The sequence below is a fragment of the Myxococcus sp. AM010 genome (genome assembly GCF_013372585.1).
In the GTDB taxonomy this organism is placed as follows: domain Bacteria; phylum Myxococcota; class Myxococcia; order Myxococcales; family Myxococcaceae; genus Myxococcus; species Myxococcus vastator.
The window spans coordinates 21223-40197 of the sequence record NZ_JABXEO010000081.1 but is presented as its reverse complement, the minus strand read 5'-3'; the positions used below and the strand labels follow the sequence as shown (position 1 = coordinate 40197).

Annotated in this window: 17 protein-coding genes; 9 read left to right on the top strand and 8 right to left on the bottom strand. The window is 70.5% G+C overall.

The features are described from left to right. Both HV826_RS29080 and HV826_RS29075 read left to right on the top strand, forming a co-directional pair. Positions 1–662 (top strand): hypothetical protein (locus tag HV826_RS29080; RefSeq protein ID WP_176420255.1); only part of this gene is annotated, 662 nt, incomplete at its 5' end. Positions 663–817: 155 nt separating this feature from the next. After that, positions 818–1780 (top strand): WD40 repeat domain-containing protein, encoded by a 963-nt coding sequence (locus tag HV826_RS29075; protein ID WP_255208426.1) that lies wholly within the window; start codon positions 818–820, stop codon positions 1778–1780. 67 nt (positions 1781–1847) lie between these two features. Here the strand turns inward: HV826_RS29075 and HV826_RS29070 are convergent, their stop codons facing one another. Both HV826_RS29070 and HV826_RS29065 read right to left on the bottom strand, forming a co-directional pair. Continuing rightward, positions 1848–3389: an MBL fold metallo-hydrolase gene (locus tag HV826_RS29070; RefSeq protein WP_176420253.1), complete on the bottom strand. Its 1542-nt coding sequence runs from the start codon at positions 3387–3389 to the stop codon at positions 1848–1850. Beyond that, positions 3386–4681, bottom strand: a complete 1296-nt coding sequence (locus HV826_RS29065; protein ID WP_176420251.1) for an HD domain-containing protein — start codon at positions 4679–4681, stop codon at positions 3386–3388. The genes HV826_RS29070 and HV826_RS29065 overlap by 4 nt, the downstream gene beginning before the upstream one ends. Before the next feature lie 134 nt (positions 4682–4815). Between HV826_RS29065 and HV826_RS29060 the strand changes: the two genes are divergently transcribed. The 3 genes from HV826_RS29060 (at position 4816) to HV826_RS29050 (ending at position 7837) form a co-directional block, all read left to right on the top strand. Continuing rightward, the gene (locus tag HV826_RS29060) at positions 4816–5895 is read left to right on the top strand and encodes an ATP-grasp domain-containing protein (protein ID WP_176420249.1); all 1080 of its coding nucleotides are present in this window, start codon (positions 4816–4818) and stop codon (positions 5893–5895) included. Further along, complete coding sequence (locus tag HV826_RS29055) at positions 5807–6274, top strand: GNAT family N-acetyltransferase (protein WP_163778801.1); 468 nt, start codon at positions 5807–5809, stop codon at positions 6272–6274. The genes HV826_RS29060 and HV826_RS29055 overlap by 89 nt, the downstream gene beginning before the upstream one ends. 63 nt (positions 6275–6337) lie before the next feature. Then, positions 6338–7837, top strand: a complete 1500-nt coding sequence (locus HV826_RS29050) for a transglutaminase family protein (RefSeq protein ID WP_176420247.1) — start codon at positions 6338–6340, stop codon at positions 7835–7837. Between the two features lie 22 nt (positions 7838–7859). Here the strand turns inward: HV826_RS29050 and HV826_RS29045 are convergent, their stop codons facing one another. Next, positions 7860–9950 (bottom strand): thioredoxin domain-containing protein, encoded by a 2091-nt coding sequence (locus HV826_RS29045; RefSeq protein WP_176420245.1) that lies wholly within the window; start codon positions 9948–9950, stop codon positions 7860–7862. 166 nt (positions 9951–10116) lie between these two features. Here HV826_RS29045 and HV826_RS29040 point away from each other — a divergent pair, with 166 nt between their 5' ends. Then, entirely contained in the window at positions 10117–11448 is a 1332-nt protein-coding gene (locus HV826_RS29040) for a glycosyltransferase family 39 protein (RefSeq protein WP_176420261.1), read from the top strand. A gap of 84 nt (positions 11449–11532) precedes the next feature. On the opposite strand, the gene HV826_RS29035 is transcribed toward HV826_RS29040, so the two are convergent. From HV826_RS29035 to HV826_RS29025, 3 genes are read right to left on the bottom strand one after another with little or no spacing between them, the layout of a single operon-like run. Then, entirely contained in the window at positions 11533–12240 is a 708-nt protein-coding gene (locus tag HV826_RS29035; RefSeq protein WP_176420243.1) for a TenA family transcriptional regulator, read from the bottom strand. After that, entirely contained in the window at positions 12210–13130 is a 921-nt protein-coding gene (locus HV826_RS29030; RefSeq protein WP_176420241.1) for a GNAT family N-acetyltransferase, read from the bottom strand. The genes HV826_RS29035 and HV826_RS29030 overlap by 31 nt, the downstream gene beginning before the upstream one ends. Further along, positions 13127–14116 carry a DUF3419 family protein gene (locus HV826_RS29025; RefSeq protein ID WP_176420239.1) on the bottom strand — a complete coding sequence of 330 codons (990 nt, stop codon included), beginning with the start codon at positions 14114–14116 and terminating at the stop codon, positions 13127–13129. Before HV826_RS29025 ends, HV826_RS29030 begins: the two co-directional genes overlap by 4 nt. On the opposite strand from HV826_RS29025, the gene HV826_RS29020 reads away from it, so the two are divergent. Continuing rightward, positions 14115–15074: a fatty acid desaturase gene (locus HV826_RS29020; protein WP_176420237.1), complete on the top strand. Its 960-nt coding sequence runs from the start codon at positions 14115–14117 to the stop codon at positions 15072–15074. The two genes, HV826_RS29025 and HV826_RS29020, sit on opposite strands and share 2 nt — an antisense overlap. Next, positions 15067–15957 (top strand): phosphatase PAP2 family protein, encoded by an 891-nt coding sequence (locus HV826_RS29015; protein WP_176420235.1) that lies wholly within the window; start codon positions 15067–15069, stop codon positions 15955–15957. Before HV826_RS29020 ends, HV826_RS29015 begins: the two co-directional genes overlap by 8 nt. On the opposite strand, the gene HV826_RS29010 is transcribed toward HV826_RS29015, so the two are convergent. Continuing rightward, entirely contained in the window at positions 15919–16902 is a 984-nt protein-coding gene (locus HV826_RS29010; protein WP_176420233.1) for a GlxA family transcriptional regulator, read from the bottom strand. The two genes, HV826_RS29015 and HV826_RS29010, sit on opposite strands and share 39 nt — an antisense overlap. A gap of 111 nt (positions 16903–17013) precedes the next feature. Between HV826_RS29010 and HV826_RS29005 the strand changes: the two genes are divergently transcribed. Beyond that, positions 17014–17589, top strand: a complete 576-nt coding sequence (locus tag HV826_RS29005; RefSeq protein ID WP_176420232.1) for a cysteine hydrolase family protein — start codon at positions 17014–17016, stop codon at positions 17587–17589. Between the two features lie 4 nt (positions 17590–17593). Here the strand turns inward: HV826_RS29005 and HV826_RS29000 are convergent, their stop codons facing one another. Next, positions 17594–18859: an MFS transporter gene (locus HV826_RS29000; protein ID WP_255217475.1), complete on the bottom strand. Its 1266-nt coding sequence runs from the start codon at positions 18857–18859 to the stop codon at positions 17594–17596. Positions 18860–18975 lie beyond the last annotated feature (116 nt).

The following is an 18975-nucleotide window of genomic DNA, read 5'->3' as shown; positions in this document are numbered from 1 at the left end:
GCCCCCTCCTGCTGACGCTCCTGCTGCCCGCCCTCGCGCTCGCCCAGTCAATGGATGACACGCCGCGAAGGCATGAGCCCGTGACGCCCACGCGGCAACGGTCCGCGGTGGGCCGTCCGTCACCGGCCTCCAGGCCACCAGCCCCTCCCCGGATGCATCCGCCCCAGGATGCGCCGTTCCCGCTGGGCGCGCGCCTCGTGGGCGAGGCGGTGGGCGGCGCGCTGATTGGCGCCTCCGGCCTCGCGGTGACCTTCCTCGGAGGCGTCCTCGTGGCGGACCGGGTGTCCTGTGGCTACAGCGAGTGCAGGTCCGGGAGGAACCTCAGCCTCATCAGCGCCTCGCTGGGGATGGGGCTCGGCGCGGCGTCAGGCGTGTACCTGGGAGGCTCGCTGATGGATGCACGCGGCGGCTTCCTGCCCACGCTGCTGGGCGGACTGGTGGGAACGGCCGCGCCATTGGCCGTCGTGGCGCTGTCGGACGAAGCGTCCTGGGCGGCCCTCACCGCCACCTTCGCCGTGCCCGTGGCGACGTCCATCCTCGCGTTCGAGCTGTCCCATGGGGCCCACCAGCGGCGGCGCCAGCAGGAGCGCCCCGTGGTGTTGGTGCCCACGGCGAGCCTGACCCCGGGAGGCGGGGCGCTGGGGCTCGCCGGCCGCTTCTAGACGGCCGAACGCGATGTTCTAGCGACTCCAGGCGGTACGCCTGAGGTCGCCTCGGCGCAGCAGCGGCTGGCGCTGCCGACGACTCAACCAGAACCTATCCTTGCCCTGGGGAAGGAACTCCTCGAATCACGAACCTTGGGGCTTAGACTGAAGCGATGTGGCGTCGTCATCCCCAGCGGCTCGATGCGGGCGAACCCAACGGAGATCCGCTCGGGGCGCCGATGCTGTGGCCCGACGGGCGTCACATCGCCGCGAACGGGCGCGGGCGCATCTTCCTCTGGAGTCTGGCGACCGGTGAGTGCACGCGGGTCCTGAAGACGGACGCCATCTGTCGGAATGGAGAGCCCTGGTTCCGGCTGGCGGGTGAAGCCGAGCTCGGCCGCGTGCTCGAGGCGCACAAGATCCGCGGCCTGGCCGTCTGGGACTCCAAGGACTGGCGACGCGTGCAGACCTTCGAGGGTCACGGAGAGGAGGTCCAGGCCGCCGCGGTCGTCAGCGAGGACCGCGTCGTCTCCATCAGCGCCGACAGCAGCGCGCGGCTGTGGGACGCATGGACGGGCGAGAACCTGCGCACGCTGGAGACCGGACCGCTCTACGCGCTCGCGCATGCGCCCGCCCGGGGCCTCGTCGCCGTGGGCGGAAGCAACGGCGCCGTCCACGTGCTCGAAAGCCTCACGCTCAACGTCCGCGCCCTCTTCCACCTGCGCATGGCCACCGCGCGCCATGAACCCCTCGGCGCCGAGCGCAAGGAGCAGCTCGGCATCGCGTGGAACCGCCCGTCGAACACCCTCCGGGCGCTGGCTTGGCACCCCGACGGAGAGCACCTCCTCTGCGGGTCCTGGGACTTCGTGGCCCACATGCTCCACAGCCGCACCGGCCGCGTCGTGCGGCAATGGCAGGGCCATACGCACGGGGTGGACTTCGTCGCGGTGGAGCCCGCGCTCGGGCTGCTGTGCACCGGGAGCTCCGATGGCACCGTGCGCATCTGGTCGCTCGACTCCACCGAGTGCCTCGCCGTGCACGACGTCGGCCACGCAGACCTGGGCGGCCTGCTGGTGCACGACCGGACGCTCTACGTGACGTGTCATCGGGAGCTGTTGTCGGTGCCTCTGGACTAAACCAACATTCGTGATTCTCGAACGACCTCGGGATGGTCGCCTGAGCTGGAGAGTCACGAACCTCGGCTCAGGCGCGGAAGTACTGGAGCGACTCCTCGCGCACGAGGCCCTCCTCCACCAGCTTCTCCAGGGTGGCCAGCGCGCTGCGCTCCGCGATGGGGTGCAGCAGCGGCGGCGTGTCCGCGTAGGCCAGGGACACCACCTGCGCCAGCGTGGCGCCGTTGGGCGGCACGGCTTGGAGGATGAGCGCCTCCCGCGCCGCCCGGTGATCCAGGTACTCCTGGAGCTTCGCGGGCCCGTCCGGAATCGGCGAGCCGTGCGCCGGGTACAGCGTGCTCACGGGCCAGTCCCGCAGCCGCGAGAGCTGCGTCAGGTAGTCCCGCATGTGCCCTTCCGGCGGGTCGATGACGATGGTCCCCACGCTGGCCACCATGTCCCCCACCACCGCCGAGCGGCTGCGCTCGTCCACGAGACACACGTGCCCCTGCGCATGTCCCGGCGTGTGCAGCACGCGCCAGCGCTGCGGCACCTCGCCCGCCAGCGCCAGCACGTCGCCGTCCTCCAGCAGCCGCTCCACCGGGAAGTCCAGCCGGTCCGCCGTGCGCGCGTGGCACCACAGCGGGATGCCCAGGCGCTCCTTCACCGCGCGCGCGCCGCCCACGTGGTCACCATGGTGGTGGGTGAGCACCACCGCCACCGGCCGCAAGCCCTCCGCCTTCAGGCCCGACACCAGCGATAGCAGCTTCGCGTACTGCTTCACGTCCGCGGCGCCCGGGTCCACGATGAGCAGCTCGCCGTTGCCCAGCACATACGCGTTGGTGTGCGCGGCCGGCGGCAGCGTGGGCGTCTCCAGCGCCACCACGCGCACGCCCTGCTGGAACTCGATGCGCTGCGAGACGTAGCCCGGGCAGAACGGAGGCGTCGCCAGGCGCGCCAGGACGTCGGACGCATCCGTGAAGGTGCCCAGCACCTGGAAGGCATGCACCGCGGGTGGGTGCAGCAGCGCCGAGCCATCCCCCCACCGCGCCAGGGCATCCGCGGGCTTCACCCAGGCGCCCTCCGCGAGCTCGCCGGGCCACCACTCCGCGCGCGCGTGGGCGGGCAGCTCCACCAGGTAGAAGCGCGTATCGAAGCGCACGGGCAGCGACGGCGGCGTCACCCACCGGCCCGCGGTGCGGAAGTCCTCCGCGTTCAGCGACAGCCCCTCCGCCTTCAGCAGCGCGCCCCACCCCAGCGCCCCGTCCAGGAGCGCCTTGCGCAGCGACTCCACCTTCGCGGATGACAGCGCCTGTGCGCCGTGAGCCACCAGCACGCCCGTCTCCTCGAAGAGCTCGCGCGCCGCGGCCGAGCGCAGCGCCGCCTCCTCTCCGCTGGCGCCCGCCACCGGCACGTCCGCGTCGGCCGCGTCCAGCTTGCCCCCGGGAAAGGCATAGAAGCCGCCCGCGAAGCGGAGCGCCTTGCCGCGCTTCACCCAGAAGACCTCCACGCCCTCCCCCGCGCGCCGGTACAGCAGCGCCACGGAAGAAGGGCGGGCCTCCACCGGACCGTGGGCCAGCAGGCCCAGGCCCAGGCCCAGGCCCAGGCCCAGACTGGGGAGACGCTCGCTCATGATTCCACCGCCTGGCCAAGCAGCCGGCCCATCAACGCATGTGCCTTGTCCGCCTGGTCTGGCCGGACGTACAGCCGGACCAGCCGCACCGCGCCGCTGTAGCGTTGATACAGCGGCGTGTAGCGCGCCACCTCCGTCAGCCGGCCGGTGGACGCGTCGATGATGTACAGGCTCGGCCCCCGGCCAGACGGCCCGGAGGTGTACTTGCTGAGCACATTCTGGGATTCGACGACGTAGTGGTCGAACTTGTGGGACACCAGCGCGCTGCGCAGCACGTCCAAATCGTAGCCCGTGTCCCGCTCCGTGAACTGCGCCAGCAGCTTGTAGCCCTGCCGCTGGCTGATGCGCTGGGCCCACGGATTCCTGGAGCGGCGCAGCGTGTACCAGAGCGCCGAATCGTCACAGAGCAGGAACTCCTCCGGATCCGAAGGAATCTCGAACTCGCCGGGCGACTCCTCGTAGTAGCGCCGCAGCATGTAGTCGAAGTTCACCGAGGTGTGGTGCAGGTACACCGACACGAACATGTGATAGCGGCTGAGGAGGAAGTCCTCGAAGGCGAAGGCCGCCGCCCGGCTGAGGGCGAGGTAGGCCCGCCCGTCCTTCATCGCGGGGTTGAGGTTGCTGACAATCCAATCCATGTCGTACCGGCCATAGTTGACCCCTGTGTAGAAGGAGTCGCGCAGCAGGTAGTCCATGCGGTCCGCGTCCAGCTCGCCGGAGACGATGGCGCGCAGCAGCGGCGTCCAGTCCACGCCCTGATGCGTGAAGCCCGGGTCCTTTGGCGGCTTCGCGCCCGACACCAGCGCCACCGCCGCCATGGGCGTAATCCCCAGGTCGCCGAAGTGTCTCTCGATGATGGGCGTCAGCGAGCTGTCGAGGAGGATTTTCGCCGTGTAGTCCTCGTGCGTGGCCAGCTCCCCCTCCGCGGTGCCGTCCAGCCACGACGGCAGGCGCAGGAGCGAGCGCTTCGGGGCGATGCGCTCCGAGGCATGCGACAGCGGCATGTGCCCCAGGTCATGGCAGAGGACCGCCAGCCGCACCGCCGCGCAGAAGCGCTCCCGCACCTCCTCCGGCAGCGACGACTGGGCGGCCACCGCGCCGAACACGCGCGAGGCGACATGCATGGCGCCCAGGGAATGGATGTGCCGCGTGTGCGTGGCCCCGGGAAAGGCCAGGTCCCCGAAGCCCAGCTGCCGGACATAGCGCAGCCGCTGGTAGTGCCGGCTGTCGATGACGGCCTTCTCGGCGTCACTGACCGGGATGGTGCCGTGGATGGGGTCACGGATGCGCATGATTCCCTTTCCATACTCCTGGATACCCCCTCGGGAGGTCATCAAACGTACCGCGAACCTCTCCGGGGGGCAGCCGACCTCACGTGCGGACTGTGATGGCGGCAGGGGACGTGGTAACCCTCCGGCACCACCGAATGCACATCATCCTGCTGCACAACCGCGACCACGACCTCCTCGAGGACGACCCTGGGCGGGAGGCCCGGGAGGATGTGGTCCGTGTCGTCTCCTCCATGGCGGACGCCCTCAACCAGGGTGACACCCTGGCCGAACCGCTCGCCATCGAAGGCGACCGGCTCGACTTCGTGGACACCCTGCGCCGGCGCCAGCCGGACCTGGTCGTCAACCTCTGCGAGTCGTTGGCGGCTGACAGCCGCGGAGAGATGGCCGTCCCCTGCCTGCTGGACGCGCTGGGGCTGGCCTACACGGGCTCGTCCGCGCTGTCCCTGGGCCTGGCGCTGCACAAGCCCAAGGCGAAGGAAGTGCTCACCGCGCGCGGCGTGTCCACCCCGCCCTTCCGCGTGGTGGAGCGACTGGAGGATGCGCTGGCGGTGGACCTGCCCTGGCCGCTCATCGTCAAGCCCGCGCGGGAAGACGCCAGCATGGGCGTGACGGCGGAGTCCGTGGTGCACGAGCGCGCCGCGCTGGTCCGCGCCTGTGACGCGGTGCTCCGCGAGTTTCATCAGCCGGCCCTGGTCGAGCAGTTCATCCCCGGGCGGGAAATCTATGTGCCGCTGCTCGGCAACCAGCCGCGCCAGGCGCTGCCCCTGACGGAAATCGTCTTCGGCCGTACGTTCGAGGACAGGCCCAACATCGTCTCCTACAACGCCAAGTGGGAGGCGGCGTCAGCGGAGTACCGGGACACCACCAGCGGATTGTGCCGGTTGGACGGGAAGCTGGAGTCCCGTTGCGTGCAGGTCGCGCTGGAAGCCTTTGCAGCACTGGACTGTCAGGACTATGGACGGGTCGACCTCCGGGTGTCCCCGGAGGGCGTGCCCTACGTCATCGACATCAACCCCAACTGCGACCTTCATCCGAGCGCGGGGTTCGCCAAGGCCGCCCTGGCCACCGGAATGGACTACCCGGCCCTGGCGTCCCGGCTCGTGGAGGTCGCGCTCGAGAGAGCACATGGACATCCGTCCCATCGAAGAAAAGGACAGGGCGCCAATCGCCGCCCTGATTCGAAAGATCGAAACCTTCTCGCCGCAGGAGGTTGAGGTCGCCACCGAGCTGGCGAACACCACGCTCACGGCGGGCAACACGGACTACGCCATCATCGTCGCGGACCGCGGCGGCGAGCTCGTGGGGTATGTCTGCTACGGCCCCACGCCGATGACGGAGGACACCTATGACTTGTACTGGATTGCGTCCGCACCGGAAGTTCGCGGCCAGGGCGTAGGCGCGGCGCTGGTGTCCGCCATGGAGGGCGATTTGCGCCGCCGCAACGGGCGCCTCATCCGCGTGGAGACGAGCGCCACCGAGGCCTACGGCCCCACGCGCGGCTTCTACGCCTCCATGAAGTACGGCGAGGAGGCCCGCATCCGGGACTTCTACAAGGTGGGGGACGACCTCATCATCCTCACCAAGCGGCTGTAGTCCCCGCGCCGCCAGGCCGGGCGAGTGAAGACAACGGGCCCTTCCCTCGTTAGAAGGGGCACGATGACTCGCACGCACCGACCGACCTTGTTGGCCCTCGTGTCCCTGTGCGCCCTGCTGGTGGGCGCACCGTCCGCGCTCGCGAGGGCGCCCGCCCCGGCGGCCAAGGCCGCTGCCGCGCAGGCCCCCGTCTCCGACGTGGTGAAGGCCCCCCGCCCCAAGGGCGGCGAGTACTTCGGCCTGTACCTCATGGACAAGAAGGTCGGCTGGCTCTTCACCGACCTGGAGGTCCTCCCGGGCCAGCCCGCGCGGGTGAAGACGACCAACCAGCTCGTCTTCAAGGCCATGGTGGGCTCGCGCGTGTCGGAGCGCATGCATGACGAGGAGCGCATCTACGAGGCGAAGCCTGGTGGGCGCCTGCTGTCCTTCGTCGTGAAGCAGACGGGTGACGGCGGCACGCAGACGCTGGAGGGCACGGCCACCGCGAACGGCGTGCAGGTGGTGCGCAAGCGCCCAGGCCGCCCCGACGAGCCGCTGCCCAGGCTGCCGCCCACGAAGGAGCGGGTGGAGGACGCCGACCCGCCGCGCGTGGCGCTGCTGCGCAAGGCGAAGGTGACGGGCTTCTCGCTGGATGGAATGGACCTGGAGTCCTACGGCCTCTCCACCACCGTGGAGCCCGAGGAGCAGCGGACCATCAACGGCGTGCGGGTGAAGCTGGGCAAGGCCGTCACGGTGTCGGAGAAGGAGAAGGTCCCCGTCGTCTCGTACCTCACCCAGCGCGGGGAGATGGTGCTGGTGGACTACGGCACGACGATGCAGGCCCGGAAGGAGACGGAGGCCGTCGCGAAGCGGCTGGACCTGGTGGAAGTCTTTGGCCTCACCCGCGTGGTGCTGCCCAAGCCGCTGCCCGAGTCCGCGCGCGCCGTGCCCGGCCACGTCACGCTGGTGGTGCAGGGCCTGCCCGCGAAGTTCCAGGAGCAGACGTACCGCCAGCACTTCAAGCCGAAGCCGGACGGCAGCGTGGAGGTGACGCTGTCCGCCGCCGCGCCCAAGGCACGCAAGCCCCTGCCGCTGAAGGACCCGGAGGGCGGCGAGAATCTCAAGTCCACGCTCGTCGTGGAGAGCGACGCGCCGGCCATCCGCGCGCTGGCGAAGCAGCTCGTGGGGACGGAGAAGGACGCGTACCGCATCGCCCAGAAGGTGAACACCTGGGTGTACTCCAACCTGGAGAAGGACTACGGCGCCAGCGCGGACCGGGCCACGGACGTGCTGAGCCAGAAGAAGGGCGACTGCACGGAGCACTCGCTGCTGTCGGTGGCGCTGCTGCGCGCGGCGGGGGTGCCCGCCCGGCGCGTGGACGGCGTCATCTACATGGTGAACCAGGACGGCGTGCCCGCCCTCTACTGGCACGAGTGGGTGGAGGCCTTCGTGGGCGAGTGGACCCAGTTGGACCCCACCTTCAACCAGGTGGTGGCGGACGCCACGCACTTCGCCTTCGGCAAGGAAGGCAACGCCGAAATCACGCCGCTCATCGGCGCGCTGAAGGTGACGGACGTCAAGTGACGCGGGCCGCGCCGGCCCCTCTTCAGGGGCCGGTGAGCGCCGCCAGCCGCTGGGCGAGCACGTCCGGCTCGGTGACGGGCAGCTCGCAGACGAAGCCCCGGCACAGGTAGGCGGCGCCCCGCCCCTTCACCGGCTCGCGTCCCTCGAAAGTCCCCTGCAACAACGCGGGCACGGGCTGTCCCGGTGCCTTCCAGGCCAGCGCCACGGTGGGCGCGAAGGCACGGTCCACGGCGGCCCGCAGCGACGCCACGTCATCGGACGCGCCCGCGACGGTGACGGACGCCGCGCCCTCCAGCAGCGCGTCCGCCGCCAGGCCCAGGTAGCCGTAGCCCATGGCGTTGCGCATGAGCCCGTCGTGCATCCGCGCCACGTAGCGCTCCGGCAGCTCCAGGTGCCGCTTGTCACCCGTGAGCGCCGCCAGCTCCACCTGCGCCTCCGTCAGCGTGGAGGCGCCGGACGGGAAGGCGTTGTCGAAGAGGCCATACGTCGCCACCACCAGGTCCTTCTGTCCCCGGGGCGCGGTGAGGTACGCCGCCTTCTCCGCGTCCCAGAAGAGGTCCACGGCCCGGCGCACCAGCGCGTCCGCCGCCTCCAGGTACTTCACGTCAAAGGTGGCCTGATAGAGCGCGGTGAGGCCCGAAGCCAGGTCGCCATAGTCCTCCAGGAAGCCGTCGATGCGCGCCTGCCCCTCCTGGTAGGAGCGCGCCAGCCGCGTCCCGTCCCACGCCCTCTCCAGCACGAAGTCCGCGGCGTCCGCCGCCCACCTCGCCCACTCCGGCTTGCCGAAGACCCGCGAGGCCAGCGCGAGCCCGCGAATCATGAGCCCGTTCCAGCCCGACAGCAGCTTGTCGTCCCGGCCGGGCTTCACCCGCCGCTCCCGCACGTCGAAGAGCGTCTGCTTGGCCGCGGCCAGCTCGCGCTCCACGACGTCTTCGGCGACGCCGCGCTCCCGAGCCAGCTCCGACACGGGCACCACCACCTCCAGCACCGTGGCGCCGTGCTCGAAGTTGCCGCCAGGCTTGATGCCGAAGTGGCGCAGCACCAGCTCCGCCCGCGCTTCCGGCAGCGCCGCGCGGACCTCCTCCGGGCGCCAGACGAAGAACTTCCCCTCTTCGCCCTCGCTGTCCGCGTCCTGCGCCGCGTAGAAGCCGCCGCCCGCGTCAGTCATCTCGCGGCGCACGTAGGCCACCGTCTCCTCCACCACCTTGCGCCACAGCGGACGCGACTCCACCTGCTGCGCCTGCGCGTAGAGGTGCAGGAGCTGCGCGTTGTCGTAGAGCATCTTCTCGAAGTGGGGCACCAGCCACCGCTCGTCCACCGAGTACCGGTGGAAGCCGCCCCCCAGTTGGTCATAGAGGCCGCCCAGGGCCATGCGCTCCAACGTCAGGAACACCGCGTCCTTCAACGGCGCGCCCCCGCCTCTTCGCCACGCGCGCAGCATCAGCGCGAGGTTCATCGGGTTGGGGAACTTGGGCGCGCCGCCGAAGCCCCCGTGGACCGGGTCCACCTGCTTCGCCATGCGCTGACCCATGCCCACCACGTCCGCCGCCGTCAGGACCGCGGGCGCGGCCTCCAGCCCGTAGGTGGCCAGCTCCCCGAGCCCCTCCTCGAACTGGGCCGCCTGCCCCTGCACCTCGTCCTGCTTGTTCTCCCACGCGTCCCGCAGCGCCATCAGCAGCCGGGGGAAGCCCGGACGGCCGTAGCGGTCCTGCGGCGGGAAGTAGGTGCCGCCGTAGAAGGGCTTCAGGTCCGGCGTGAGGAACACCGTGAGGGGCCAGCCGCCGCCCTGCCCCATGAGCTGCACCACGCCTTGATAAAGCTGGTCCAGGTCCGGCCGCTCCTCGCGGTCCACCTTGATGTTGATGAAGCCCTCGTTCATCACCCGGGCCGTCTCGGGCGACTCGAACGACTCGTGCGCCATGACGTGACACCAGTGGCAGGCGGAGTAGCCCACGGACAGGAGGATGGGCTTGTCCTCCGCCTTCGCCTTCGCGAGCGCCTCTGCCCCCCAGGGGAACCAGTCCACGGGGTTGTGCGCGTGTTGGCGCAGATACGGAGAGGGTTCCCGGGCCAGACGATTGGAAGTGTCAGCTGACGGAGGGGGCGTGGCCATCGGGACTCCAGGAAGGGGGATGGCTGTCGAGATACGAACCCGCGTGAGGGCGGGCAAGCCGAAAGCACTGGAGGGATGCTGGCCAACAGCGGGGCGGGCCGGGTAGGTCGCCGCCGTGTCTCCGCCGCCTCCCGCTGTCTCGCGTCCCGCCTCGGCGGGCCTCCGTCTGAAAACCTGCGTGGCGCTGCTCGGCGTGGCGCTGGGGGCGCGGCTCGCCCTGGTGCTGGGCACGGACGTCTACTTCGACACGGCCTATTACTGGCAATGGGCCCGCAAGCTCGACTGGGGCTACTTCGACCACCCGCCCTTGGTGGCGTGGCACATCGCCCTGCTGGGCATCGAAGGCACGGCGATGCTGTGCGGCGTGGGGACGGTGGCCGCCGTGTGGCGACTGGCGCGCGACGTCCACGGTGACGCGGCGACGGCCTGGCGGGCGGCGGCGCTGTGGAGCGTCGTCCCCGCGGGCGCGGTGGCGGGAGTGTGGCCCACGCCCGACTCGCCCCTGCTCCTGTTCTGGTCGCTGGCCCTGTGGGCCCTGTGGCGGGAGCGCTGGGCCCTGGCGGGACTGGTGGGAGGGTGCGCCCTGCTGTCGAAGTACCCGGCCGTGCTGCTGGGCGTGGCGTTCCTCATCACCACGGTGCGGGCGCGGCGCATGCCCTGGGGGGCGTGGCGCACGGCGACGCTGGCGGGCGCCTGCTTCGCGCCGGTGGTGTTCTGGAACGCGGGCCATGACTGGGTGGGCTTCACCTTTCAGCTCAGCCATGGCCTGGGACGCGGCTGGCGCAGCGGTTGGAGCACCTTCGGCGAGTTCCTCGCGGGACAGCTCGCCCTGGGAGGGCCGGTGCTCTTTCCCCTCGCGCTGGTGTACGGCGTGCGCGGTCCGCGCGAGCACTTCCTGCTGCGCATGGCGGCCTGCGTCCCCTTGCTCTTCTTCGGCTACGCGTCGCTGCGCACCCGGGGAGAGGCCAACTGGCCGTCCGCGGCGTACATCGCGGCCTGCGTGGGCGTGGCGGGGATGCGGCCCGTCTGGCAGCGCGCGGCGGCGTTCAGCGGGCTGGCGGTGGTGCTGGTGGTGGGCTCGCACCTGCTGTTCCCCGTGCTCCACTTCCGCCGGGACACGGCGCTGTGGCGGACGCACGGATGGAGCGTGCTGCGCGAGCTGGCCACGCCGCAGCGGCTGTTCCCGGGCCTGTCGCCCGACAACGTCGCCGCCGTGTACGCGCCCAACTACCAACTGGCCTCCCAGGTGGCCTACTACGCGCGGCGGTCCACGAAGACGGGGGCGCCGGCGCGCTTCAGTCAGTACGACCTCTGGTCCGACCCGGACGTGACGCCCGGGCACGACGCGCTGTGGGTGAGCGAGGGCGGGCCACAGCCTCCCGAGGACCTGGTCTCTCGCTTCACCACGCTGGAAGGCCCCGTGGAGCTCTTCGGCGACTTCCGTGGACGCCGGTTGCACACCTTCCAGGTGTGGCGGCTGCGCGCGCGAAGGCCCTGAGCGTCCAGTCCGTCGTCTCCTAGCGCTCGCGACCTGGGCATCTGTTGGAGGCGCGACGCGGGAAGGTCCGAGCGCAACGCGGCCCTAAGCGAGCCGGCGGTGACGCGCCCGGAACAGCGCGTCGTACAGGCCCAGGAAGAGGTGCCCGCCCAGCGTCAGGCCCTGCTCAATCTCAGCGGCCCCGGCCTCCGTCTCGTAGGGCGCATCGAGCTGCCGGTAGAAGCCCTCCGCGTGCTCCTCGTCGAGGTCCGCGTGCGTGGGGTAGTGCACCACCTCGCCGTGCTGGAGCCAGCGCCGCGCGACGATGCCGCGTCCCAGTTCCAGGGAGATGCCGCTGAACAGGTCCTCGATGATGCCGAACACGGCGAGCCCGGTGAGCGGCCCCTCGAACGCGGCGAGGCCGGTGAGCGCCACGTTGAAGGCCCGCACCTCTGGCCACGTCACGTGCTGCTCCACGCGAGCCGCCTCAACGCCCAGGCGGGAGAGGAGCACCTGGAACGTGCGCTCGTGGCCGTGAGCCAGGGTGCCGCGGCCGTGCTCGTCGAAGATGTTCTCCACCAGCGGCAGCCGCTGGCTGGGATGCGGCAGACGGCTGACGAGCATCGCCATGGGCCTGGAGAAGTGCGCCACCGCGGAGAAGAACTGGAGCTGCGTCTCGACGAAGTCCTCCCGCGCGAAGGTGCCGTCCCTCAATGCGCGCAGGTAGGGCGCGTCCAGCGCGTTCCACGCCGCCTTGAGTCCGGCGATGTGCCGCCGCAGCTTCAGATTTCGGACGAGGGGAGGTGCACCCATGCTGGCGCCCTGACGGGAAAGGAGAGGTCCAGAGAATAGACGGTGCACACCGAATCCGGTGCGATGCCCGCCTCACGCAGCCAGTCGACATGGTCCTCCAGCCGCTCGTCGATGCTGAAACAGGTGAGCGCCTCGCCCCCGCGCGCCGCCAATTCCACGCCACAGGTACGAAGGTACTCGCCCCAACCGTGCGTCCAGGCTTCGGGCGGCGCCGCCAGGTGGACCAGGGGCCACGGGCGACCCGTGGACAGCCGCTGAAGGTCCTTGTCCCCCGCCGTGGTGCACCACCCCGCCCCTTCCAGGGTCCTGGCGGGCGCGGGCCCCAGGCGGAGCCCCACGCCCGTGGGACGCGGAGGCGCACGCCGGGTCTCCAGCGCCTCGAGCCGCGAGGGCGGTACGAAGTAGAGCGCGAGCCGGCTCGCGGGACGCCCCATGCGCAGCGGGTTCCAGCCTCGGGCGATGCGCATCACGTCGCCCCGGGCGCCGCGCATCGCCGCGCCGTAGAGGAAACGAATCCGCCGCAGCGGGGGGATGAGGAAGAGGTGCTTGAGGCCCTGGAGCAGGAGCTTCGTGGCGAGGCCGGAGCCCCGCGCGTGCTTCGCCAGCTTGAGGTCGCAGATGTAGAGCGCGTCCACCTTCCGCGTCCCGTGCCACACCGGACGCAAGACCCCCGTCACGGAGCCGAGCAGGTCGTCGCCACGGAGCGCCAGCAGGAAGTACGCCTCGCCCATGGAGGAGAAGAACGGGTGGTACCCGGGCCCATGGTCGATGAAGAAGTGGTCGGCCCCATCCGCGAGCGGATAGAGGATGTCACGCTCCAGCAGGCGCAGCCGCTCGACATAGGGCCCGATCGTGTCGGGCCGGGCAACGATGAAGCGCACGTCACTCATGGGCTGCCTGGCACGCGGAAGCCGACCTCGATGCGCTCGTAGAACAGGCTCCGGTCCCGGGCGAGCAGCTCCGCGCCGAGCGCGTCATCGAACTCGAAGGCCGGCTGGAAGAAGCGGCGGAGGTCCCGGCGGTTGTTGAGCTGACGGATGAGGACGGCGCAGCCAGGCCGCGCCTCACGCGCGAGCAACCCCGCCCACTCCGCCACGAGCGCGTCCTCCGACCAGTCGAAGATGTTGGAGAGCGAGATGACGTCGAAGCGGTCCAGGCGCGGCACCTCTGGCAACGAGCCCTGGACGAGCGTCAGCGCCAGCGGGCCTTCGGCCTGGAGATACTCGGGGGCATCCTCACGCAGGTACCTGCCGATCAGCACGTGCTGGAGGAAGGGATTGCGGTGTGCATCCTCCCGCCGGAGGCCGCGTTCGAACACCGCCTGGAAATAGCCAGGATACGAGCCGGGCTCGGCATGTTGTGTCGCCGCGGGCCCGAACATGGTGTTCAGCAACGGCGCCGCCAGGGCCAGCTCGAAGGCCACGGGCCAGTAGGGCGAAGCGAACCAGCGGGCACAGGCCTCCCGGCGTTGTGCGGCCGGGGTGGCCAGCGCGAAGAAGGCGGCGAGTTCGTGCGCGGGCGCGACGAACTCCTCGATGAACCGGCGCAGCGTGCGGAAGAGCCCCTCGAACTCGCCGCGCTGATTCAGGGCCGCAGTGTCCTCCGCTTCCACGCTGTAGCGGGCCAGCGGAAGGCGGCCGAGCCCCTCCGCCTTCTCCCGGACATGCGCGAGCTGACGGGGGTTGAAGTCGAAGCCCACCAGCTCGAGCGCTGGATGGCGCCGCGCCAGGGTGAGGAGCGTGCAGCCTCCCGAGGCCACCGTGAGCACGGCCCGAGCCCGCGTGCGCTCGACGAGCGCCAACTCCAGCGCGGCATCCTCCCGGACCACGGCGAACTTCAAGCGATGGGGCGGCGTCGAAACCAGGACAGGTTCCATGGCATGGTTCTACCTCGGAACCACCATGCCGCTCGCGACAGAATCCCTCACCCCTTCGCAGTTGCGTGAACTGGAGCAGGTCGACGCGCGGCACGTTCCGCGGCTCGTCGTGTTCCTCGTGCTCTACCTGGGCGCGGCGGCGCTGTCCGTGGTGCTCGCGGCGCGGGACGCCACCTGGTCAGTGTGGCTCGCTCGCGCCCCGCTGTACCTCATCGCCGCGGCGTCGCTGCATGGCATCAGCCTGTTCACCCACGAGGCCGTCCACGGTGGCCTCGCGCGGTGGCCCTGGCTGAACCGGCTGGGTGGCATCGCCTGCGCGCTCCCGGTGTTGCAGAACTACGCGGCCTACAAGGTGCTGCACCTGAAGCACCATGCCGACCTGGGCGGAGGGAGGGACCCGGACCACTACGCCAACTACACGGGCCGGCGGTGGCTGGAGTTGCTGATGCATGTGGGCCGGCTGCTGCTGGGGTACCCCGCGTACATCACGATGATTCCCATCCTGGGCTGGCGGCAGGGAACGACCGCCGAGCGGCGATGGGTGCTGCTCGAAGTGGCGCTGGTCGGCGCGGGCCTGACAGCCGCGGTCCTCTTCATCCCCGGACAGGTGCTGCTCCATGCCTGGGCGATTCCGATGCTCCTCCTCAACACCCTGGTCAACGTCCGGGGCATGAGCCAGCACACCTTCCTGCCAGAGAGCACGCACCCGGTCCGAGGCTCCCGGACCATCCTGTCGAACCCGGTGACGCGCTTCTTCATGTGCAACGAGAACTACCACCTGGAGCACCACCTGTACCCCCGCGTGCCCTGGTGCAACCTGCCCGCGCTGCACCGGACGCTGCGCGCGGACCTCGTCGCGCAGGGGGCCCCCTTCATCCCGTCCTACTTCTCGTTCGTGCGCGGCGTCCTCTCCGGCTCGCTCCTCCGAGGGGCGAAGCCCGCCACGCCGGATGCCTGAGCGGCTGTACCCGCACGAAGTCCTGCTCGCGGCGTTCGGAATCCTCCTCTCGGCGGCGCTGGCGTTCGTCGCGGGAGCCTCCGCGACCGTCACCGTGCAAGCTGCTGGCGGCACGGTGCTGTTCATGGGCAGCGTGGCGCTGCTGGCGCGGCTGGACGCAGTGGCTCATGTCTTCCGGGCCCGGCTGCTGCTCGCCTACCTCGCGACGTTCTTCTTCTATGCCTCCGTGAAGCAGGCCGTCCCCGCGCTGGGGCTCGTGCCCCGTGACGCGTGGCTCCTGTCCGCCGACGTGTTCCTGTTCGGCGTCACCCCGGCCGCGTGGCTCCAGCGGTGGAGCACGCCCGGGGTCAACGAGTTCTTCAGCGCCAGCTATCTGGCGTTCCACGGATACCTGCACCTCGCCATGGCCTGGGCGCTGGTGGGGCCACGGGCGCGGGCGGAGCGCTTCTTCGTCGATGTCTTCTCCGCCTATGTCCCGGGCATCGCCGGCTACTACCTGATGCCCGCCATCGGCCCCGTGGCAGCCTGGCCGGAGCTGTTCACCGTCCCCGTCGAAGGCGGCTGGTTCACACAACTGAATGCCTTCGTCGTGGCGAGCGGCTCGTCCACCTACGACCTCTTCCCCAGCCTGCACACGTACATCACGCTGGTGCTGCTCGAACACGACCGGCGCCAGCACCCGTGGCGCTTCCGGCTGATGGTGCCCGTCGCCATGGCCATCCTCATGTCCACGCTGGTGCTGCGTTATCACTATGCCGTGGACCTGCTGGCGGGCGCCGCGTGGTTCATGGCGTTCCGCGCCTGCTTCCCCCGGCTCCAGGCGCGTTGGGAGGCGCGGACGACGCTACCGAAGGGCGAAGCGCCGACGGTAGGCGTCGGGTGACAGGCCGGTGCGCGCCTTGAAGCGTCGCCTGAAGGACGTGGTGTCGACGTAGCCAACGGCCTGGGAGATGTCCTCCACCGTGCGCGGCGTCGTCTCCAGGAGGCGCCGTGCGGCCTCGATGCGCAGACGCTGGACGTACTCCAGCGGAGTGTCCCCGGTTGCCTTCTGGAAGCGGCGAAGCAGCGTGCGCGCACCGAGGCTCGCGGCAGCGGCGGCCCCCGACAGACTCACCTCACTCGCGAGCTGTGCTTCCAACCACTCCTGGGCCCGCAGCACGGCGGCATCCCCATGCTCGCGCGGAGCGGAGTGGACGGCATAAGGCACCTGGAACCGGCGGCCAGGCTCCACCAGGAGCATCTTCGCGCAGTGCGAAGCCAGCTCCGGCGAGGCGTGCTTCGCCACCAGGTGCAGACACAGGTCCAGGTAGGCGGTGATTCCGCCCGCGGTCAGCACGTCGCCGTGGTCCAGGAGCAGGAGCTCCGGCTTCAGCGCCACGCGCGGGTAACGGGCCGCGAAGTCCCGGGCCAGCCCCCAGTGGGTCGTGGCCTCCCGGCCGTCCAGGAGTCCCGTCTGTGCGAGCAGGAAGGCCCCTGCACAGACGGCCGCCAGCTTCGCGCCCTGGTCGTGTTGCCCCTTCAACCACGCCGAGGTGGCGGGTTCCGCCAGGCAGGCGTCCAGGCTCCCCACAACCGCGGGGATGAGGATGACGTCGAACCGGTCCGTGGGCTCGACTGCTCTGACGGCCGCCAGCTCCAGGCCGTGGAAGCTCCGCGTTGGCCCAGTGCGAACGGACACGAGCTCCGCCGAGAACGGCGCGCCTTTGCCCCCATCTCGGCTCAGGAGGTTCGCCATGGCGAATACGTCCAGGGGCCCCGTGACACTCGAGGCCACGCACCCGTCCAGGGCCAGCACCGCGATGCGAATGGACGAGGGCTCACTGGGCATGCGCGTTTGTCGTTTTCAGCCTGGAGATTGTCAATCCGGGCCCTCCCGGCGAAGGCCGGGGCTGGGTATTCGAACGGGCGTCTCGTCACTTCAACCAAGAGGAAGACGTCCATGACCATCCCCCTGAAGCACACCGCGCTGCTGCTCATCGACATCCAGAATGACTATTTCCCGGGAGGGCGGTGCGAACTGGACCACGCCGACGCCGCGGCAACCCAGGCACGGGCTGCCCTGGACTTCTTCCGGGAGCGCGGCCTACCCGTCATCCATGTGCGACACGAGTCGATTCAGCCGGGAGCGACGTTCTTCATTCCGGGAACGCCCGGCGCGGAGATTCATCCCCACGTCACGCCGCTTCCCGAGGAAGCGGTGGTGCTCAAGCACTTCCCCAACAGCTTCCAGAAGACGGACCTCCAGGAGCGCCTGGCGGCCCTGGACGTGAAGCACCTGGTGGTCGTGGGAATGATGACGCTCATGTGCGTGGACGCCACGGTGCGTGCGGCGGCGGACCTGGGCTACTCGGTCACCGTCCTTCATGACGCCTGCGCGGCCCGGAGCCTGGAGTTCAACGGCCAGGCCGTCACCGCCCCCCAGGTCCACGCCGCCTTCCTCGCCGCGTTGGGCATGGGTTATGCCCAACTCCTGCCCGCGGCACGGTTCCTCGCCCAGGCAGGAAAGAGCGTTTGAGGCGTCATTCCGGTTCGCGCGTCGCGGCGCTTGTCCGCAGCGCGCCCGGGAGCCGCCACGCCACCACCAGGGTCGCGAGCGTTCCACCCGCGCCCACCACCAGCAGCGTCACCGGCGCGGACGTCGCGTCCAGCAACAATCCCCCGGCGACGTAGGACAGCCCCGCGGCCACGCCAATGGCTCCGTAGAAGTTGCCGAACACCCGGCCCCGCATCCCAGCCGGCACCCAGCGCTGGATGAGCGTGTGGCTGGCCACGTCCATGGCGGCGATGCCCACACCGCGCACGGCCTGCATCGCGAACGCCGCGGAGACGGCCCAGGCCAACCCGGTCAGCAGGTTGCCCACGCTGCTCACCGCGAAGCCCAGCACCAGCATCACCGGCATCGCCGCCCGCGCGCCCAGCCGCGCCATCAGCGCGTAGCCCGCGACCAGGCCCAGCCCCACCGCGCCCAGCAGCAACCCCACCGCCGAGTCCCCCGCCTGGAAGGTGTCCTTCGCGAGCAGCACCAGCGCCACGTCATCCACGCCGTTGAAGGCCACCACGGCGCAGAAGCCCAGCGCGACGACGCGGGCCACTCGAGCCCGCCAGAGATAGACGAGCCCATCCCGTGCCTGACGGAACAACGACACGGGCGGCGCGGCGCCGTCATGCGCGGGCGGCACGGACGGCAGCGCCACCAACAAGCCCGCTGACAGGAAGAAGGACGCCGCGTCGACCAGCAACACGCCCTGGAGCCCCACGAGCGGAAACATCGCCGCCGCGAGCAGTGGCCCCAGCGCCTCGCCGGCCTGCGTCCCGAATCCCACGCTGGCGTTGGCGGACTCCAGGTCATCACTCCGCACCAAGGCGGGCACCACCGCCCGGGAGGCGGGCTGGAACACCTGTCCGGCAATCGCCCGCGCGGCGACCAGGGCCAGCAGCACCGGCAGCGGCGGCAGCGTGAGCGCGATGAGCGCCAGGAGCGCCCCCTGGAGCAGCTCGCAGGCAATCATCACCCGCTTGAGGTCGAACCGGTCGCTGATGGCCCCGGTGAGCGGCCCCAGCAGGGCGGGCGCGAAGTCCCCCACGAGCAGCAACAGGGACACGGCCAGCGCCTGTCCCGTCTGCTCCGCGACGTACAGCATGAGCGCCACCAGGCTGAGCGCATCCCCCGTGAAGGAGATGACTCGCGCGCTCCACAGGGCCCGGAACGCCGGGTGATGACGCAGCAATTGAAGGGCACCCATCCCGCGCCCGCTGGTGTTTGAATCACTCGCAGGAACCGACATGTGCCGCGCGTCTCCACCTTCGGGAATCAGGCCCGGCACCGTAGAGGAGACGCGTGGCGGGCTTCAATTCCCCAGCCACGGACAGGCGGGCCCCTGGCCCGGTCCGCCCCACGCCG